Origin of the sequence: Sphingobium abikonense NBRC 16140 (assembly GCF_001598335.1) — a bacterium.
GTDB lineage: Bacteria > Pseudomonadota > Alphaproteobacteria > Sphingomonadales > Sphingomonadaceae > Sphingobium > Sphingobium abikonense.
The window spans coordinates 96,362-112,754 of the sequence record NZ_BCYT01000007.1 but is presented as its reverse complement, the minus strand read 5'-3'; the positions used below and the strand labels follow the sequence as shown (position 1 = coordinate 112,754).

Here is a 16,393-nt window from a genome sequence, read left to right as displayed (position 1 = left end):
TCAGCTGCGGCTGAGCGCCTCGGCCGCGATCATCCGCGCTTCGGGGTCGAGGCCCACCCGATGCAGCGCCGCCACCACATGATAGAGATGCGTCGCGGGCAATCCGCTCCAGTCCTGGCCCTGCATGCCGACAGCCGCCAGCAACGCCACCGTCGCCTTTTCGCCGCGCTGCGCCGCCGCGCCGATCGCGCGCGCCCAGCGGCTGCCCGCCGCCATCGACAGGCCATTATCCTGCGCCAGCGATCCGGCATCCTGCGGCGACAGGCGCGACAAGCCGGCCAGCGCCGCGATCAGCGCCCGGCCTTTGTCCGCGCCCATGACGTCGATATAGGACGACACCCGGCTGCTGTTGATGTCCACCACCGGGCTTGGCGCGCCCACCGCCAGCAAGGCCCAGACCTGGCTGGCGCCATCGCCGTCCAGCTGGCCGATCGCCCGCGCCCAGCGCGCGGCATTGCGATCATAGCCGGCGGTCAGCATCGATCCGACAAGATTGGCGGCATCCTGCCCGTCCGCCTGCGCCACCGGCAAGGCCGCGGCCGCCCGCGCCGTCGCGATCAGCCCGACATAATCGGGCCGCGCCCCGTCGCCCCACCATGTCCGCATCGCCCCGATCCGGTCGCGCACCGTGTTGCCCGCAAAGGCGGTGCGCAGCGCGTCGATCCGATCCGCAACCTCGCCGGAGCTGTCGCCCTCGCTGTCGATCTGGCTATAGAAACCCACCAGCGCCGCGCTCGAAAACACGCCCAGCCGCGCGGCAATATCCGCGCCCGGCCGGCGTCGCATGGGGCTGAGCGCGGGCGCGCGCGCTTCCCACGCCCGCACATGCGGCCCGACCGTCGCATACAGATCATCGGGTATCTCGACATTGAGCGCGGTCGCCAGGCCAAAGCGCCAGGCGGTCAGCCGATCCACCCCGTCCCATTCGATATTGACCGACCGCCGCGCGTTGAACCCGGTGCCGACGACCTTCTCCGCCAGCCTATAGTCGATGCCGCGCACCACGCCGCGCCGCTGCGCCTGGTTGAGCGCGCCGCTCGCCGTGCCTTGATCGCCCGACAGCGCCGGGCATATCGCACGCGTCATGTCCCATCCCGGTGCCTTGCTGGTGCGCAGCGCCCCGGCTGACAGCGGGCACAGGCCAGCGGGATCGGCCGCCGCGAGATAGGTTTCCATCGCCACTGCATAAAGGCGCGGCGTAAACTGGTCCGCGTCGACGCTCTGCACCATCAGCCGCGCGCTGTCGGCCTCGCCCATGCGCAGCAACAGCCAGGCCCGCTCCGCCGCCCAGTCCGCGCCATTGATCCCGCGCGGCGTATCGGTCGCGCTCAGCAGCGCGCGGCGCAGCAGGATGGAGGCCCAGCGCGACACGATCGGCGCATGGGTGCTGCGCATCAGCGCGGCGAGATATTGGCCCTGTTCATTGCCAAAGGCGTCCGGTTCGAACCCCCGCGTCTGCGGCGTCAGCGGGCCGATGCGGTCCAGCGACCGGCGCGCGCTGTCAGGCAGGTCATATTTGGCCTTTTCCGCCGCGATTTCCTCGGGCGTCAGTTCGTCCTCGGCCGCGTTGGCGGCCTCGTCGCCCAGCGCCGCGCTCAAGGATGGATCGAGCGGCTGCACCATCGGCACGGCCGCAGGAGCCGCTGGCGTTGCCGGTGCGGGCGCAGGCGTGCCGCCCGGCGCTGGCGTCGCGGGGCGCGACGGACGGGGCGCGGGCGTCTCGGGCGCATCGCCAAATCCGGGCGGCAGCAACGATTCGGGCGCCTGCTGCGCAACCACGGGCAAGGTCAGGGCAAGCGCGAAGCTGCCCAGCGCCCATTTGGCGTTCCCCCGCGGCCAGCGCATCGGCCTTACTGACCCAGCTTCTCGGCGGGGATGACCTTTTCGACGCGCTGCTGCGGCTTTTCACCACCGCGCGACCAGAAGAAGGCGAGCAGCGCGACGACCAGAATGACGATGACGATGGGAATGATCGGCAAGCGGCCGCCACGGCGACGTGCACTGCCCTCGAAACTGCTGAAGGTGCGATTATTCTTCATGGGTCCTTGGCTTGGCTGTCCGGGCCTGCAAGGCCGGGTGACTTGGAAAGATGCGATTTGCCTCAGTGACGGCTGGCTGTATAGCCCCGCCTGCCATGCAACGAAACAGCAAAATCCCGCACAGCCCCGGCAGGCGCGGTCCCATCGTCCTGGTGGGCATGATGGGCGTGGGCAAATCGACCGTCGGCCGCCGCTTGGCAGCGCGCCTGGGACTCGCCTTCGTCGACGCGGATGAAGAGATTGAGAAGGCGGCTGACATGAGCGTCAGCGAGATTTTCGAACGCTATGGCGAAGCCTATTTCCGCGACGGCGAACGGCGTGTGATCGCCCGCCTGCTCGACGGCGCGCCCAAGGTGATCGCGACCGGCGGCGGCGCCTTCATGCAGGATGAAACCCGCCGCCTGATCCTGGAGGCCGCCACCGCCATCTGGCTCGACGCCGACATCGACATATTGGTCGACCGCGTGTCCCGCCGCGAAAGCCGGCCGCTGCTCAAGGATCGCGATCCGCGCACCGTGCTCACCGAATTGGCGGCGGTGCGCAACCCTGTCTACGCGCTCGCCCCCATTCATGTGAAGAGCATCGCAGCCCCGCACGAAGTCGCGGTCGACCGCATCATGGAGCAATTGACGCAATGGCCTTAGTCCGGGTCGCGCTGGACGCGCGCAGCTACGACATCGTGATCGAACAGGGCGCGCTCGACCGCGCCGGGGACCAGCTTGCCCGTTTCGCCCGGGGCGGCCGGCTTGTGGTCGTCACCGACGCCAACGTTGCCGCCGCGCAGCTGCCTCGCCTCGACGCCAGCCTGCGCGCCGCCAATGTCGGGATCGAACCCATCATCCTGCCGCCGGGCGAACAGACCAAGAGCTGGCGGCATCTGGAACAGTTGCTCGACGCCCTGCTTGGCCTGGAGATCGAACGGGGCGACCATATCGTCGCGTTGGGCGGCGGCGTCATTGGCGATCTGGTCGGCTTTGCCGCCTCCATCCTCAAGCGCGGCTGCCATTTCGTACAGCTGCCCACCACCTTGCTGGCGCAGGTCGATTCGTCGGTCGGCGGCAAGACCGCGATCAACACCCGCGCGGGCAAGAATCTGGTCGGCAGCTTCTACCAGCCCGCGCTGGTCCTGATCGACCCTGCCACGCTCGACAGCCTGCCGCCGCGCGAAACCCGCGCCGGCTATGCCGAAGTCGTCAAATATGGCCTGATCGACAATCCCGATTTCTTCGCCTGGTGCGAAAGCGATGGCCACCGCCTGCTTGCGGGCGATGCTGCCGCGCGCACCCATGCCATCGAAAAAAGCGTGGCGGCCAAGGCGGCGATCGTCGCGGACGACGAACGCGAGACCTCCGGCCGCCGCGCCTTGCTCAACCTTGGCCACACATTCGGCCACGCGCTGGAGGCCGATACCGGCTTTTCCGACACGTTGCTGCATGGCGAAGCGGTCGCGGCTGGCATGGCGCTCGCCTTCCGCTACTCCGCCCGCCTTGGCCTGTGCCCGGCCGAGGACGCCGCGTGCGTCACCGCGCATTTGAAGGCCGTCGGCCTGCCGCACGACCTTGCCAGCGCCCGCGTCGGCGCGGATGGCGCAACGCTGGTCGGGCATATGCTGCATGACAAGAAGATGGCGAGCGGCACCCTGCCCTTCCTGCTGGCGCGCGGCATCGGCCAGACCTTCCTGTCGAAGGATGTCGCGCTGGACGACGTCGCCGCCTTCCTGGACCAGGATCGCGCCGATGCGCTGTAAGTTCCCGGCCTACAGCGCCTTCTCGTAAATCTGGTACACCTTGTTCACCCGGCTCTCGATCGCGTCGGCGATCGCGTTCATGCCCTGATTATCGTCCAGCACCCAGCCGATCTCGCCACGCGTCGCGCCATAATGGGTAATCGCATTGCGGCGGATATATTCGATCATCATGAAGGCCAGCTGGCTCGCCATGCGCGAACTTTGCAGCCGCTGCACCACCCCCATCAGCGGCACGCGCATCGTGCGCACCTGCGGCTTTTTCAGCCAGCGCAGCAGCTTGATCCAGCCGAACGGAAACAGCGATCCGTTGAGCGGGCCGATCGCTTCGTTAAGGTCGGGCAGGGTCATCATGAACGCGACCGGCTCGCCATCCAGCTCGGCGATCATGATCAGATCCTCGAACACGATCGGCTTCAGCTTCTTGCCGGTATGCGCGACTTCGGCGTCGGTGATCGGCACGAAGCCCCAATTCTGCCCCCAGGCGTCGTTCAATATGCCAAGGATGATCGCCGCCTCCTGGTCGAACTTCGCCTTGTCGACATTGCGGATGCGAATGCGGCCATTTTTTTCGCCCGACTGGACGATGCGCTGAATGAGCGGCGGAAATTGCTGTGTGATATCCAGCTCATAGGTCTTGAGCTGCTTGACCGGCGCATAGCCCGCGCCTTCGATCATCGCCTGATAGGCCGGGCTATTATGCCCCATCATCACCGTGGGCGGATGGTCATGGCCCTCGACCAGCAGCCCCGGCTCTTCCCAGATGGACAGCGAAATCGGTCCCAGCACGCGTGTCATGCCCTGCGCGCGCAGCCACTGCTCGGCCGCCGCGATCAGCGCTTCACCAACCTGCGCATCCTCCGCCTCGAACAGGCCGAAATTGCCGGTGCCTGGCCCCATGCCCTGTTCAGCAGGCTGGCCGAGCGCAAGCTCGTCGATATGCGCGGACACGCGCCCCACGACCTGCCCGTTGCGGCGCGCCAGAAAATATTGCGCACTAGCATGGCCAAAAAAGGGATTCTTCCCCGGCGTCAGCAATTCCTTGACCTCGGCCTTCAGCGGCGGGACCCAGTTTGGGTCCTTGGCATAAAGCCGCCAGGGCAGGTCGATGAACGCCTTCATATCGGCCTTGCCGGAAACGGGAGTGATAACCAGATCAGTATGCGCCACGGATGCCGCCTTCGAAAATAACAGGGATGCGGTGCAGTTCGGCGCTTGTTTGCGCAATGTCAATCACGTGCATCGCGCCTGCGGCTATGAGGCCAAACATGACATGGTGCTGCCATGAATCGAGCGCATTTGGAGATTAGGACGGGCCGCATGACAGTGCATGATCCCATACTTGCCGCCGCCCAGCGCGCGCGCGCGGCCATTCCCGACGATACGGTGATGCTGCGCGCGGCGGCCGAACTGGCGCGCGACTATGCGCATGCCGACCCACGCATCTACTGGCCCGACCTGCTGGCCTCCGCGCTGATTGGCTGGAGCGCGCTGGCGGGCGCGATCCTGGTCGATAATCCGGCGGTCGCCCTGGCCTGCGGCCTCGTCTCGATGCTGGCCCTCTATCGGGCGGCCAGCTTCATCCATGAGCTGACCCATATCCGCAAGGGCGCGCTGCCGGGGTTCCGCCTGGGATGGAACCTTCTCGCGGGCCTGCCGCTCATGATCCCCTCCTTCATGTACGAAGGCGTGCACACCCAGCATCATGCCCGCACCCGCTATGGCACGGCGGAAGACCCCGAATATCTGCCGCTGGCGCTGATGAAGCCCTGGTCGCTGCCGCTGTTCATCCTGGTCGCCGCGCTCGCCCCCATCGGGCTCATCCTGCGCTTTGGCGTGCTGACGCCGCTGTCGCTGCTGATCCCCGCGCTGCGCCGCAAGGTGGTGGCGGAATTTTCGGCGCTCTCGATCAACCCGGCCTATCGCCGCCGCGCGCCAGAAGGCGATTTCGCACGGCAATGGGCCTGGCAGGAAACGGGCACCTGCGTCGTCGCGCTGGCGCTGGTCGGCAGCGTCCTCGCCTTCGGGTGGAAGCCGCTGCTTGTCTATATGGCCGTGCACTCCGCCATGACCGTTATCAACCAGTTGCGCACGCTGGTCGCGCATCTCTGGGAAAATGAGGGCGAGGCGATGACCGTCACCGCGCAATATCTCGATTCGGTCAATGTGCCGCCGCCGGCTACCCTGCCGGCGCTCTGGGCGCCTGTTGGCCTGCGCTATCATGCGCTGCATCATTTGCTGCCCAGCGTGCCCTATCATGCGCTCGGCACGGCCCACGCCCGCCTGATGGCCATGATCGACGCGGAATCGCCCTATCACCGGGGCAATTACACCGGCATGATCCCGCTGGTGGGCAAGATCGCACGCAGCACCATGACGCGCCGAGCCTGAAAAGCGCGAAACCTTAAAATTTTTCAGTTTCAGCTTGAAACGGGCAATCGCCTGCCCATATCCCGGTTGTTCCGGCCCTACCCCTCCCCCTCATGAGGGCCGGGACGCCCCCTAGAGGCGAGGCCCCGCGCGACACCCCTTGGTCGCCGGGGCCTTTTTCGTGCCTATTCCTCGGTGCGGAACAACACTGTCTCGCCCACCAGCAGGAACAGGAAGAAGGGCGCCCACGCCGCCAGCACGGGCGGATAGGCCCCCAGATTGCCCATCGCGAGCGAGAAATTGTCGGCCACGAAATAGGCAAAGCCCAGCGCCATGCCCAGCACGGCGCGCATGAACAACTGCCCGGACCGCGCCAGGCCAAAGGCCGCGACCGATCCCAAAATCGGCATCAGCAACGCCGACAAAGGCCCCGACAGCTTGTGCCACAAACTGCCTTCCAATTCCTTGGTCGGCCGTCCCGCGTCGCGCAGGTCGCTGATCGCCGCCTCCAGTTCATGGAATGTCAGCGCGTCGGGGTCGACCCGCGCCAGCGTGAACTGATCGGGCCTGATATCGCGCCCGAACCGGACCGTGCCGATATTGCTGACCGTGCCGCGCGCCACGTCGAACTGGCGCGCGCCTTCCAGCACCCAGCTTTTGGACGCGGCGTCATAATGGCCCTTGGGCGCCTGCACGATCGTCGTCAGCCGGTTGTTGATGCGGTTGTAGATTTCCACCTGCCGCAACTGGACGGCGGTGCCGCGTCCCGCGACGATCGCCGCATTGACCAGATTATTGCCGTCGCGCACCCAGGGGTTGGACTTGACCCCGCTGTCGGGCGGCACCGGACCATAATCCACCGCCTCCCATGCGCTGAGCGCCGCGGTTGATCGCACCACGATCCGTTCGTTGAACACGAAGCTGATGATCGACACGCCCAGCGCCGCCAGCACCAGCGGCGCCAATATCTGGTGCGCCGACAGGCCGGCCGCCTTCATCGAGATGATCTCGCTATTCTGGTTCAGCGTCGCCAGCATCACCAGCGTGCCCAGCAGCACGGAAAAGGGCAGGAAAGTAGCGATGATCTGCGGCGCGCGCAGGCCGACATAATGCCATAGCTGCGCGTCGCTATTGCCGGGATAGGCCAGGATGTCGCCCGAATTGCCCAGCAGGTCGAGCGTCTGGAGCACCACCACCAGCATCGCCAGCACGGCGAAGGTGCGGGTCAGGAACAGCCGCGCCATGTAAAGGCTGATCTGGCGCGACGGGAAGAAATTGACATGCATGGGTCAGGCGGCTCCTTCCGCCGAAGGCCGTCGCCGGCCCAGCCGGAGCAACCGGCCGACCTGCTTGCCGATCTTGGCAAAGGCGAATTCCAGCGCGGCGATCGGCTGCCCGCCCGGACGATGGGCAATCACATGATACATCCACAGCACCAGGCCCGACGCCAGCAGGAATGGCCCCCACAGGGCGATGATCGGGTCGATCTTGCCCAAAGCGCCCACACTTTCGCCATATTGATTGACCTTGTGATAGGTTACGATGAACACGATCGACAGGAACACGCCCAGCGCCGATGTCGATCGCTTGGGCGGTATGGCAAAGGCCAGCGCCGCCAGCGGCAGCAACAGCATGAACACCACCTCCACGATGCGGAAATGGAAATTGGCGCGCACCTCGTTGCGCAGCTTGGCGGGCGTCGCCTGATTCTTGCCGATCACCACCAGTTCGGGAATCGTCTTTTCCCGGTCATTGTCGCGCCCGCGGAAACTTTCGATCTGCGGCAGGTCGATCGGCAGGTCATGGCTGGAAAAGGACAGGATGCGCGGCGTCTTATATTTGGGCGCGTCGTTGACCAGCACGCCGTCGCGCAGGCGGAAGATGATGACATCGGGATCGTCCGTCGCCAGGAATGTGCCCTGCGCCGCCGTCACCGCGACCGACTGGCCGTCGCGGCTTGTCGCGCGCACGAAAATGCCCTGCAAATTGCGCCCCTGGTCGCGGCTGCGCTCGATGCGCAGCGTCATGCGCTTGCCCAGATTGGTGAATTCGCCGACCTTGATCGACGCGCCCAGCGCGCCCGACCGCAGCTCGAACCGCAGCGCCTCATAGGCATGGCGCGACAATGGCTGGACGAAACCCACAATGCCGAAATTGATGAGCGCCAGCCCGATCGCAAACAGATAAGGCACGCGCAGCAGCCGGCCGTAGGACAGGCCGACCGCGCGCATCACGTCCAGTTCCGATGACAAAGCAAGCTTGCGGAACGCCAGCAATATGCCCAGCATCAGGCCGATCGGGATGCCGAGCGACAGATATTCGGGCAGCATGTTGGCCAGCATACGCCACACCACGCTGACCGGCCCGCCCTCCGCCGCGACAAAGTCGAACAGGCTCAACATCTTGTCGAGCACCAGCAGCATTGCGGCGATCACCAGCGTGCCCAGCATCGGCACGGCGATCAGGCGGGCGAGATATCGGTCGGTGGCGGTCAGCATTCTCTAAGTCGTCGTCCCATCACCATGTTTTGGCCGCAAAGCCCGCCCATATCGGAACGGGTAAGTTTGCGGGGCGAACAGGGGCTCGCCATCCGATCCATGCGGATGGCTATAGCTTCCAGGAGTCTGATGGTCATGGTAAAAGTTGCAATGGGTTTGATGTCGGTGGCAGCGATGGTGATCGCCGTGCCGGCCCTGGCCCATGGGCAGGAAATCCCGAATAATCTTGAACGCTGCGCGGCCGATGCGAAAGGGCCGGCGGTCCTGGTCGATGTGCGCGGTTTCGTCGCGCCCACGGGCAAGGTGCGCGTGCAATCCTATCCGGGCACGAAGGCGGCCTGGCTGGAAAAGGGCGAATGGCTCTACCGCATCGACGTGCCGGTGAAGCCCACCAATGGCGGCATGCGCTTTTGCATGCCGGTGCCGCATCCGGGCACCTATGGCATCGCCGTGCGGCATGATCGCGACGGCAATGGCAAGACCGACATCTCGCGCGATGGCGGCGGCTTTTCCAACAATCCGTCGATCAACATCTTCAACCTGGGCAAGCCGAGCATCAGCAAGGCCGCGTTCCAGGCTGGCCCCGGCGTGACGAAAATCACGATCAACCTCAAATATATGTGAACCAGAGCCCATGGTCTGCGTCGCGCTTCTTTCCAACCCCAAGTCGACGGGCAACCGCCAGACCCTCCCGCGCGTCCGCAGCTATTGCGCCAGCAACCCCGACATCTTCCATTATGAAGTGGAGCATGTCGACCAGATCGGCCGGGCGTTCCAGACGATCGCCCGCGTCGATCCGGCCGTCATCGTCATCAATGGCGGCGACGGCACGGTGCAGGCGTCGCTGACCGAACTTTATCAGGGCGAACATTTCACCGGCCGGGTGCCGCCAATCGCGGTCCTGCCCAATGGCAAGACCAACCTGATCGCGCTGGACCTTGGCATCCATGGCGACCCCATCAAGGCGCTGGAGCGCATCGTCGCCATCGCCAAGTCGGGCGTCGACGATCATGTCGTCGCGCGCGAACTCATCGCCCTGTCCGACGGCGCGGCGGGCAGCCGCCCGGTGCTCGGCATGTTCCTGGGCGGCGCTGGGCTGGCCGACTATATGCTCTATTGCCGCAACCAGATTTATCCGCTGGGCCTGTCCAATGGCCTCAGCCATTTCATCACCGCACTGGCGGTCATCGTGTCGCTTCTGTTCGGCATCCGCGCGCGTTTCCTGCCGCCCTCGGGCAAACCCGTCAGCATTTCCCTGATCCGCGACGGCCAGATCGCCGGGCGGTTCGCCGTGCTGATCGTGACGACGCTCGAACGGCTATTGCTGGGCGTTCAGCCCGGCGGCAGCAGCCGCGGCAACATGAAACTGATGGCGGTGGACCAGAATCTTCCCGCCCTGCTGCGGCTCGTCTGGGCCAGCCTCTGGGGCCGCGTGGGCAAGGCCAAGATGCACGGCATCCATCTGGAACAGGGCGACATGATCCGGATTGAGGGCGATCACAGCAGCGTCATCCTCGACGGCGAATTGTTCGAAGCGTCCGAGGGCAAGCCCATCGTCCTGCGCTCGACCGAACCCGTCCCCTTCCTGCGCCTCGCCGCCTGATCCGCTCGCGTCAGGCCGGGCGCAGTTCCACCCAGGTCGGCGCATGGTCGCTGGCCTTTTCCCGGCCGCGAAAGTCCTTGTCCACCTGCGCGTCGATCAGGCGGTCTGCCGCCGCCGGACTGAGCAGCAGATGGTCAATGCGGAACCCCGCATCGCGCGGCCAGCTATTGGCCTGATAGTCCCAGAAGGTCCACACGCCCCCGGCGGGATGGCGGCTCACTATCGCGTCGGTCCACCCGTCATTCAGCATCCGGCGATAGGCCGCCCGGCTTTCCGGCTGCATCAGCGCATCGTCCGCCATCGCCTTCACCGAAAAGGTATCCACGTCGCGTGGGATGACATTATAGTCGCCTGCCAGCACCGCCGGCACTTCTTCCGCCCAGATTTCCGCCGCGCGCCGGCGCAGCCGTTCCATCCAGCGCAGCTTGTAGTCGAATTTCGGCCCCGGCTGCGGATTGCCGTTGGGCAGGTAGATGGACGCGACCCGCACGCCCATCACATCCGCCTCCAGATAGCGGCTATGCTCGTCCTCCGGCTCGCCCTCCAGCCCGCGCCGCACCTCGACCGGCGTGTCGCCGCGCGCCAGGATGGCGACGCCGTTGAAACCCTTTTGCCCGTGCCATATCGCGCCATAGCCGGCCTCCTCGATATCCTTGATCGGGAAGGTTTCGTCGCTGGTCTTGATCTCCTGAAGGCAAGCGACATCGGGCCGCGTTTCATCCAGCCATTCCAGCAGCCGCGGCAGACGCGCCTTGATGCCGTTGATGTTGAAGGTCGCGATGCGCATGAATGGCCATCCGTTGCAAGAGGAACAGGCCCCTGCCTACGCAGCCGCGCCCGGCTTTTCAAACGGAAGACGCGTCAGACCGAAAAGCTGGTCCCGCATCCGCACCCTGCGGTCGCGTTGGGGTTCGTCACCTTGAACGCCTGCCCGCCCAGATCCGACACGAAATCGACCGCCGATCCGCGCACCAGGTCAATGCTGACATCATCGACCACCAGCGTCACGCCATCGCGCTCCACCGCCATATCCTCAGGCTCGACCGCCTCGGCCAGGCCGAAGCGATATTGAAAGCCCGAACAACCGCCGCCTTCCACCGACAGGCGAAGAATGGCTGGCTTGCCCTGTTTGGCGGCGATCGCCGCGACGCGGGCGGCGGCGGAGGGGGTAAGGTCGATGTCGGCCATGGCGTCTAGATAGGATCAGGCAAAAGGCCCGGCAACCCATCGGGGGCCGGGCCTTTGCGAAAGTGCGGGAATAAGGAGGATCAGTCGGCCGCTTGTTCTTCGGCCTTGGTCGGGCCGCCCATGGCGACCGGCGGCTTGGTGTTCATCGCCACCAGATAATCGGGGCCGGACACGAAAGGAATGGGGTTGATTGCCGCGCCATCGACGCGGACTTCATAATGAAGGTGGCTGCCGGTCGAACGGCCGGTCGATCCCATCAGGCCGATGATCTGGCCGCGCTTCACATAGCTGTTGGGCGACACCAGCAGCTTCGACATATGGCCGTAGCGCGTTTCCATGCCGCTGCCATGGGTGATCTGGACCAGATTGCCATAGCCGCTGGCCCATCCGGCGCGGCTGACGACGCCATCGGCGGTTGCGTAGATCGGCGTGCCCACGGGGCCGGGAATGTCGATGCCCTTGTGCATGCGCGCGCCGCCGTTGAACGGATCGGACCGCACACCGAAGTTGGACGTCAGCGACAATTTGGAAACCGGCCGGCCCGACGGGATATAGGCCGACGCCTTGGTCACGCCGTCCAGACGCTGCAGGCTGGCGAACAGGTTGGCAAAGCCCGCGTCATTCTGGTTGGTCTGCGCCGCGGCGGCGGGCACATCGCCATAGGGGTCATCATCATCGGTGGCGGCCTGCGCCGGGGCGACGGCACTCAGCGCGCCTGCGACTGCCATCCCTCCAACCAGCGTCAAAAATTTCGACACGGTCTGGAACATCATCGAACCGCGCGCATTGACCATATTAAGAACCGACATGCAGACCCCGACTATCAGCCGGAGACTATGTCTCTCGGCGCTTCCCGTGTTGTATGTTTGGCGACATGTGTCGCCCCCGCTGGTGGTGCAGACTGCAAATCGGCGGTCAGCTTGCAAGCGCGGCGTAAAAATCTTCGGTTAAACCGGCCTGTCGACGCGCCGAGTCGTTGAACGGCGGCTTCAGGCTGCCGCGAAAATGCCGTTTCACAAGTATTTGGTAACATTGCGGGGCATCCAGCCCTCTTCCGTTCGTCGCCCAGTTGAACCAGCCCGTCCCCGCCGCGACATGCCGAATCTCATCATCGACAATGCGGCGAAGGATGCGGCCGGTCACATGATCGCCAGCGCCTTCGAAACGCGTGACGGTCGCGGGCGTGATGTCGAGCGCGCGCGCCTCCAGCACCATCGGCACGATCGCCAGCCGCGCCAGCGCGTCGCCCGCCGTCTCGCGCGCCGCGTCCCACAGCCCGTCATGCGCGGGCAGCGCGCCATAATGACTCCCCATCTGCCGCAGCCGCCGGTCGAGCAGGGCGAAATGCATCGCCTCATCCGCCCCCACCCGCATCCATTCGTCGGTGAAGGCTGCGGGAAATTCCCCGCCAAAGCGGCCGATCAGATCGAACGCCAGGTCGATCGCCACAAATTCGATATGCGCTAATGCATGGATCATTGCGATCCGCGACCGCTCGGAGCCGATCCTGCCGCGCCGTGGCATCTGGTTGGGCGGCAGCAGCGTCGGCGCAGCCGGTCGCGCCGGCACGTCGGGCATCGCCGCTTCGAACCGATGCGCCAGCCGCCCCAACCGCCACGCACGCGCCACCGCCCGCGCCGCCATCAACTTGGCGGGCGGCTCGGGCGTCATCAGCACATGGGCACAAGCCGCGCCCACCGTGTCGATATGTGTTGGCAGGGTCAAAGCGCCCGCGCCGCCTCCAGCACCTCGGCCGCGTGGCCCTTCACCTTCACCTTGGGCCAGACCCGCTGCACCATGCCGTCGGCGCCGAACAGGAAGGTCGCCCGCTCGATGCCCATATAGGTGCGGCCATACATGGATTTTTCGACCCAGGTCCCGAACGCCGCGCAGGCGTCGCCCGGCTCGTCCGAGGCCAATATGACGCTCAGCCCATATTTCTCGGAAAATTTCTTGAGCTTGGCCGGCTTGTCCTTGGAAATGCCGATCACGGGCACGCCGGCGGCGGCATATTCGTCGGCCAGCGCGGTGAAGTCTTTCGCCTCGTTGGTGCAGCCGGGCGTGTCGGCCTTGGGGTAGAAATAGACCACCAGTGGCTTGCCGCTATAATGGTCCAGCGCGAAGTCCACGCCCTCCATGTCCTTGAGCGTCACTGCGGGAATGGCGTCCCCAACTTCCAGCATCATGCGTCCTCCTGATAGGGCGCGGCGATCGCCGCCCATGTTTCGCCCACGCATTGCCGCGCCTGCGCATAGCTTGCAAGCAATGCGTCCCAATCCGCCTGGCCGCAGGCGCGCGCCATCAGCGGACGTGTGGCTTCGGGTGGCACGGTCGATCCGGGCGATACCAGTCGCGACACGATCAGATAACGGGTGATGAGGTCATGCGCGTCGATCAGCGCGGCCGGCAGATGCCCCGCCTCGACCAATTGCGACAGCGCCACCGACAGGTCGGGATCGAACGCCATGCCATGGCGGAACTGGCTGACATGGATCAGAAACTCTAGGTCGACAAGGCCACCGGGCACCAGCTTGACGTCCATGTCGCTGGCGGGCGGCTTGTGCCGCGCGATGTCGCCGCGCATCTTGACCGCCTGTCGCGTCAATTCCTCCTTGTCGCGCGGCCGCTCCAGCGTTTCCTTCAGCACCGCGTCCAGCGCCGCGCGCGCCTGCACCGAACCAAAGACCGGCCGCGCCCGCGTGAGCGCCAGATGCTCCCAGGTCCAGGCTTCCTCGCGCTGATAGCGGGCGAAACTATCCAGGCTGACCGCCAGCAACCCCTGCGCGCCCGATGGCCGCAACCGCGTATCCACCTCATAGAGCGGACCCGAAGCGGTATGTACCGACAGCGCATTGGTGATCCGCTGCCCCAGCCGGTTGAAATATTGCGTCGCGCCCAGCGGCTTTGGCCCGTCGGATTCGGCCAGGAAATCGCCGGTGAACAGATAGACCAGATCCAGGTCCGACGCATGCGTCAGCACCCCGCCGCCCAGCCGCCCCAGCGCCAGGATCAGCAGTTCGCCGCCCGGCACCTTGCCATGCGCCGCCTCGAACTCGGCGACCGTCGCCGCGCTCAGCGCTTCGATCGCCGCCAGCGCCACGCGGCCATAGCCCCGCCCCGCCTCGATCGGATCGCCCCCCCGGATGATCTGCACGCCCAGGGCAAAGCGCCGGTCGCCGACCTTCTGCCGCACCCGGTCGAGCAGCATCTGATAATCCTCGCCCGGCTCCAGCGCTGACAATTGTTCCACCAGTTGCGGCACCGGCGGCGGCGGGTCGAAGGCGCTGGCGTCGATCAGCCCGTCCAGCAATTCCGTCCGCCGCCCCAGCGCATCCGCCAGCGTCGGCGCATGGCTCAGCACGTCCGCCAGCAATTCGACCAGCGCCGGGCGTGCCGCCAGCAGCTTGAAGAAATTGATCGCGCTGGGCAGCCGGCCGATCATGTCGTCCAGCCGGTTCAATGCGCGGGTCGGGTCGGGCGCCTGCGCCAACGTGCGCATCAGCCCCGGCAGCAATTGCTCCAGCGCGTCGCGCGATGCCGCGCTGCGCAACGCCCGCACCGTTCCTCCGCGCCAGCGCCCGATCCGCGCCAGCGGCGTGTCGGCATCGGCAAAGCCCATCTCGATCAGTTGCGTTTTCAGCTTGTCCTCATCCTGCGACAGGGATGCGTCGTCATTGTCCGGGTTCAACCGGTCATAATTACGGCCCACCCACTCCACTTGCGGCCGCAGCAGGTCCAGCAGGGCCGCGCCGTCGGCCAGCCCATGCAGCCGCGCGACCGTGTCGATGCCGGCCATCGTCGGCGGCAGTTCATGCGTCTGGCGGTCCTCGACCATCTGCAACCGATGCTCGATGGTGCGCAGCAGGACATAGGCCTCGTCCAGCCGCGCGGCGACTTGCCCCTCGATCACCCCGGCCTCGGCCAGCGCGCGCAGCGCCTCACGCGTGTTGCCCGATCGCAGCGACGGGTCGCGTCCGCCATGGATCAGCTGGTGCACCTGCGCGAAAAACTCGACCTCGCGGATGCCTCCGCGTCCGCGCTTCAAGTCATAGCCCGGCCCGAAGGCCTGCCCCTGCGCATAATGGTCGCGGATGCGGCGGGAAATATCGACGATCGCGTCGATCGCGCCGAAGTCCAGGCTGCGCCGCCAGACGAAGGGGCGGATCTGGCGCAGGAACTCCTCGCCCAGCGCCTTGTCCCCGGCTGCCGCTCGCGCGCGGATGAAGGCCGCCTGCTCCCATCCCAGGGCGGTCGATTCATAATAGCCGATCGCCGCGTCCACCGGCAGGGCGATCGGCGTCGCTTCGGGCGAGGGCCGCAACCGCAGGTCCACGCGGAACACATAGCCGTCGCCATCGCGGGCGCTCAATAATTCGCTCACCCGCCGGCCGATTCGCACCGCCGCATCCGCCACATCCTCGCGCGCGCCGTGCGGCAGGGTGGCGGGGTCATAGAGCAAAATCGGATCGATATCGGATGAATAATTGAGTTCGCGGCTGCCATGCTTGCCCAGCGCCAGCACGACAAAGCCCCTATGGTCGGCATCGGGATAGCGTTCCTGCATCGCCGCCGCGATCGCTTCTTCCAGCGCCTGATCGGCAAAGTCCGACAAGGCGCGCGTCACCCGATCCAGGTCCCATGCGCCCGACAGGTCGGCCCCCGCCACCGCCAGCGCGATCGCCCCGCGCCGCCGCCGCAGTGATCGCGCAACGCCGTCCTGCGGGTCGGCGGCGGCATGGGCGGCGGCCAGCGCCCCGTCCATATTCCCCTGTGCCATCTGCGCCACGACGAGGGGGTAGCGCTCCATCGCCCGCGCCAGAAATGGCGAATTTGCGCGGATTCGCGCTTCGGTCTGCGGCCAGTCCAACACCATCTTCTCCTTATCGGGCGGGGCTATCGCGCGCAAAGCAGATGAATTCCAGAAACTTTTGCGCGCCTCGCCCGTTTCCTA

16 protein-coding genes are annotated in these 16,393 nt (G+C 65.9%); 5 read left to right on the top strand and 11 right to left on the bottom strand.

All coding sequences use genetic code 11. The features are described from left to right. Complete coding sequence (locus tag SAB01S_RS10365; protein ID WP_062732944.1) at window positions 1-1,845, bottom strand: hypothetical protein; 1,845 nt, start codon at window positions 1,843-1,845, stop codon at window positions 1-3. A gap of 5 nt (window positions 1,846-1,850) precedes the next feature. Then, window positions 1,851-2,039, bottom strand: coding sequence for a hypothetical protein (locus tag SAB01S_RS10360; RefSeq protein WP_009821167.1), 189 nt, complete (start codon window positions 2,037-2,039; stop codon window positions 1,851-1,853). Window positions 2,040-2,134: 95 nt separating this feature from the next. Between SAB01S_RS10360 and SAB01S_RS10355 the strand changes: the two genes are divergently transcribed. After that, window positions 2,135-2,683 (top strand): shikimate kinase, encoded by a 549-nt coding sequence (locus SAB01S_RS10355; protein ID WP_062732943.1) that lies wholly within the window; start codon window positions 2,135-2,137, stop codon window positions 2,681-2,683. Beyond that, window positions 2,674-3,786: a 3-dehydroquinate synthase gene (gene aroB / locus SAB01S_RS10350; protein WP_062732942.1), complete on the top strand. Its 1,113-nt coding sequence runs from the start codon at window positions 2,674-2,676 to the stop codon at window positions 3,784-3,786. The genes SAB01S_RS10355 and aroB overlap by 10 nt, the downstream gene beginning before the upstream one ends. A 9-nt stretch (window positions 3,787-3,795) precedes the next feature. On the opposite strand, the gene SAB01S_RS10345 is transcribed toward aroB, so the two are convergent. Beyond that, complete coding sequence (locus SAB01S_RS10345; RefSeq protein WP_062732941.1) at window positions 3,796-4,953, bottom strand: GNAT family N-acetyltransferase family protein; 1,158 nt, start codon at window positions 4,951-4,953, stop codon at window positions 3,796-3,798. A 150-nt stretch (window positions 4,954-5,103) separates the two neighbouring features. Here SAB01S_RS10345 and SAB01S_RS10340 point away from each other — a divergent pair, with 150 nt between their 5' ends. Then, on the top strand, window positions 5,104-6,174 hold the full coding sequence (locus SAB01S_RS10340) for a fatty acid desaturase family protein (RefSeq protein ID WP_062732940.1): 1,071 nt from the start codon (window positions 5,104-5,106) through the stop codon (window positions 6,172-6,174). A gap of 164 nt (window positions 6,175-6,338) precedes the next feature. Here the strand turns inward: SAB01S_RS10340 and lptG are convergent, their stop codons facing one another. Beyond that, a complete protein-coding gene (gene lptG, locus SAB01S_RS10335) occupies window positions 6,339-7,439 on the bottom strand; it encodes an LPS export ABC transporter permease LptG (protein ID WP_021225416.1) in 1,101 nt (366 codons plus the stop codon). 3 nt (window positions 7,440-7,442) lie between these two features. Further along, window positions 7,443-8,651 (bottom strand): LPS export ABC transporter permease LptF, encoded by a 1,209-nt coding sequence (lptF, locus tag SAB01S_RS10330; RefSeq protein WP_062732939.1) that lies wholly within the window; start codon window positions 8,649-8,651, stop codon window positions 7,443-7,445. Between the two features lie 129 nt (window positions 8,652-8,780). Between lptF and SAB01S_RS10325 the strand changes: the two genes are divergently transcribed. Next, window positions 8,781-9,275, top strand: a complete 495-nt coding sequence (locus tag SAB01S_RS10325; RefSeq protein ID WP_031297797.1) for a DUF2141 domain-containing protein — start codon at window positions 8,781-8,783, stop codon at window positions 9,273-9,275. A 10-nt stretch (window positions 9,276-9,285) separates the two neighbouring features. Beyond that, complete coding sequence (locus tag SAB01S_RS10320) at window positions 9,286-10,254, top strand: diacylglycerol/lipid kinase family protein (protein WP_062732938.1); 969 nt, start codon at window positions 9,286-9,288, stop codon at window positions 10,252-10,254. A 10-nt stretch (window positions 10,255-10,264) separates the two neighbouring features. Here the strand turns inward: SAB01S_RS10320 and xth are convergent, their stop codons facing one another. The 6 genes from xth to SAB01S_RS10290 form a co-directional block, all read right to left on the bottom strand. Then, window positions 10,265-11,041: an exodeoxyribonuclease III gene (gene xth / locus SAB01S_RS10315; RefSeq protein ID WP_062732937.1), complete on the bottom strand. Its 777-nt coding sequence runs from the start codon at window positions 11,039-11,041 to the stop codon at window positions 10,265-10,267. A 74-nt stretch (window positions 11,042-11,115) separates the two neighbouring features. Then, complete coding sequence (gene erpA, locus SAB01S_RS10310; protein ID WP_021225409.1) at window positions 11,116-11,442, bottom strand: iron-sulfur cluster insertion protein ErpA; 327 nt, start codon at window positions 11,440-11,442, stop codon at window positions 11,116-11,118. Window positions 11,443-11,522: 80 nt separating this feature from the next. Then, entirely contained in the window at window positions 11,523-12,251 is a 729-nt protein-coding gene (locus SAB01S_RS10305; protein ID WP_174525641.1) for a M23 family metallopeptidase, read from the bottom strand. A gap of 106 nt (window positions 12,252-12,357) precedes the next feature. Then, window positions 12,358-13,167: a ferritin-like domain-containing protein gene (locus tag SAB01S_RS10300; RefSeq protein ID WP_062732936.1), complete on the bottom strand. Its 810-nt coding sequence runs from the start codon at window positions 13,165-13,167 to the stop codon at window positions 12,358-12,360. Then, window positions 13,164-13,625 (bottom strand): thioredoxin-dependent thiol peroxidase, encoded by a 462-nt coding sequence (gene bcp / locus SAB01S_RS10295; protein ID WP_062733012.1) that lies wholly within the window; start codon window positions 13,623-13,625, stop codon window positions 13,164-13,166. The genes SAB01S_RS10300 and bcp overlap by 4 nt, the downstream gene beginning before the upstream one ends. After that, complete coding sequence (locus tag SAB01S_RS10290; RefSeq protein ID WP_062732935.1) at window positions 13,625-16,315, bottom strand: bifunctional [glutamine synthetase] adenylyltransferase/[glutamine synthetase]-adenylyl-L-tyrosine phosphorylase; 2,691 nt, start codon at window positions 16,313-16,315, stop codon at window positions 13,625-13,627. Before SAB01S_RS10290 ends, bcp begins: the two co-directional genes overlap by 1 nt. Between the last annotated feature and the right edge of the window lie 78 nt (window positions 16,316-16,393).

Bases quoted from the DNA above. Each gene is read 5' to 3' on its own strand.
- bcp (WP_062733012.1), bottom strand. From the start codon at position 13,625: ATGCTGGAAGTTGGGGACGCCATTCCCGCAGTGACGCTCAAGGACATG.
- SAB01S_RS10340 (WP_062732940.1), top strand. From the start codon at position 5,104: ATGACAGTGCATGATCCCATACTTGCCGCCGCCCAGCGCGCGCGCGCG.
- SAB01S_RS10365 (WP_062732944.1), bottom strand. From the start codon at position 1,845: ATGCGCTGGCCGCGGGGGAACGCCAAATGGGCGCTGGGCAGCTTCGCG.
- SAB01S_RS10305 (WP_174525641.1), bottom strand. From the start codon at position 12,251: ATGTCGGTTCTTAATATGGTCAATGCGCGCGGTTCGATGATGTTCCAG.
- SAB01S_RS10355 (WP_062732943.1), top strand. From the start codon at position 2,135: ATGCAACGAAACAGCAAAATCCCGCACAGCCCCGGCAGGCGCGGTCCC.
- SAB01S_RS10320 (WP_062732938.1), top strand. From the start codon at position 9,286: ATGGTCTGCGTCGCGCTTCTTTCCAACCCCAAGTCGACGGGCAACCGC.
- xth (WP_062732937.1), bottom strand. From the start codon at position 11,041: ATGCGCATCGCGACCTTCAACATCAACGGCATCAAGGCGCGTCTGCCG.
- SAB01S_RS10290 (WP_062732935.1), bottom strand. From the start codon at position 16,315: ATGGTGTTGGACTGGCCGCAGACCGAAGCGCGAATCCGCGCAAATTCG.
- lptG (WP_021225416.1), bottom strand. From the start codon at position 7,439: ATGCATGTCAATTTCTTCCCGTCGCGCCAGATCAGCCTTTACATGGCG.
- SAB01S_RS10325 (WP_031297797.1), top strand. From the start codon at position 8,781: ATGGTCATGGTAAAAGTTGCAATGGGTTTGATGTCGGTGGCAGCGATG.
- erpA (WP_021225409.1), bottom strand. From the start codon at position 11,442: ATGGCCGACATCGACCTTACCCCCTCCGCCGCCGCCCGCGTCGCGGCG.
- SAB01S_RS10360 (WP_009821167.1), bottom strand. From the start codon at position 2,039: ATGAAGAATAATCGCACCTTCAGCAGTTTCGAGGGCAGTGCACGTCGC.
- aroB (WP_062732942.1), top strand. From the start codon at position 2,674: ATGGCCTTAGTCCGGGTCGCGCTGGACGCGCGCAGCTACGACATCGTG.
- lptF (WP_062732939.1), bottom strand. From the start codon at position 8,651: ATGCTGACCGCCACCGACCGATATCTCGCCCGCCTGATCGCCGTGCCG.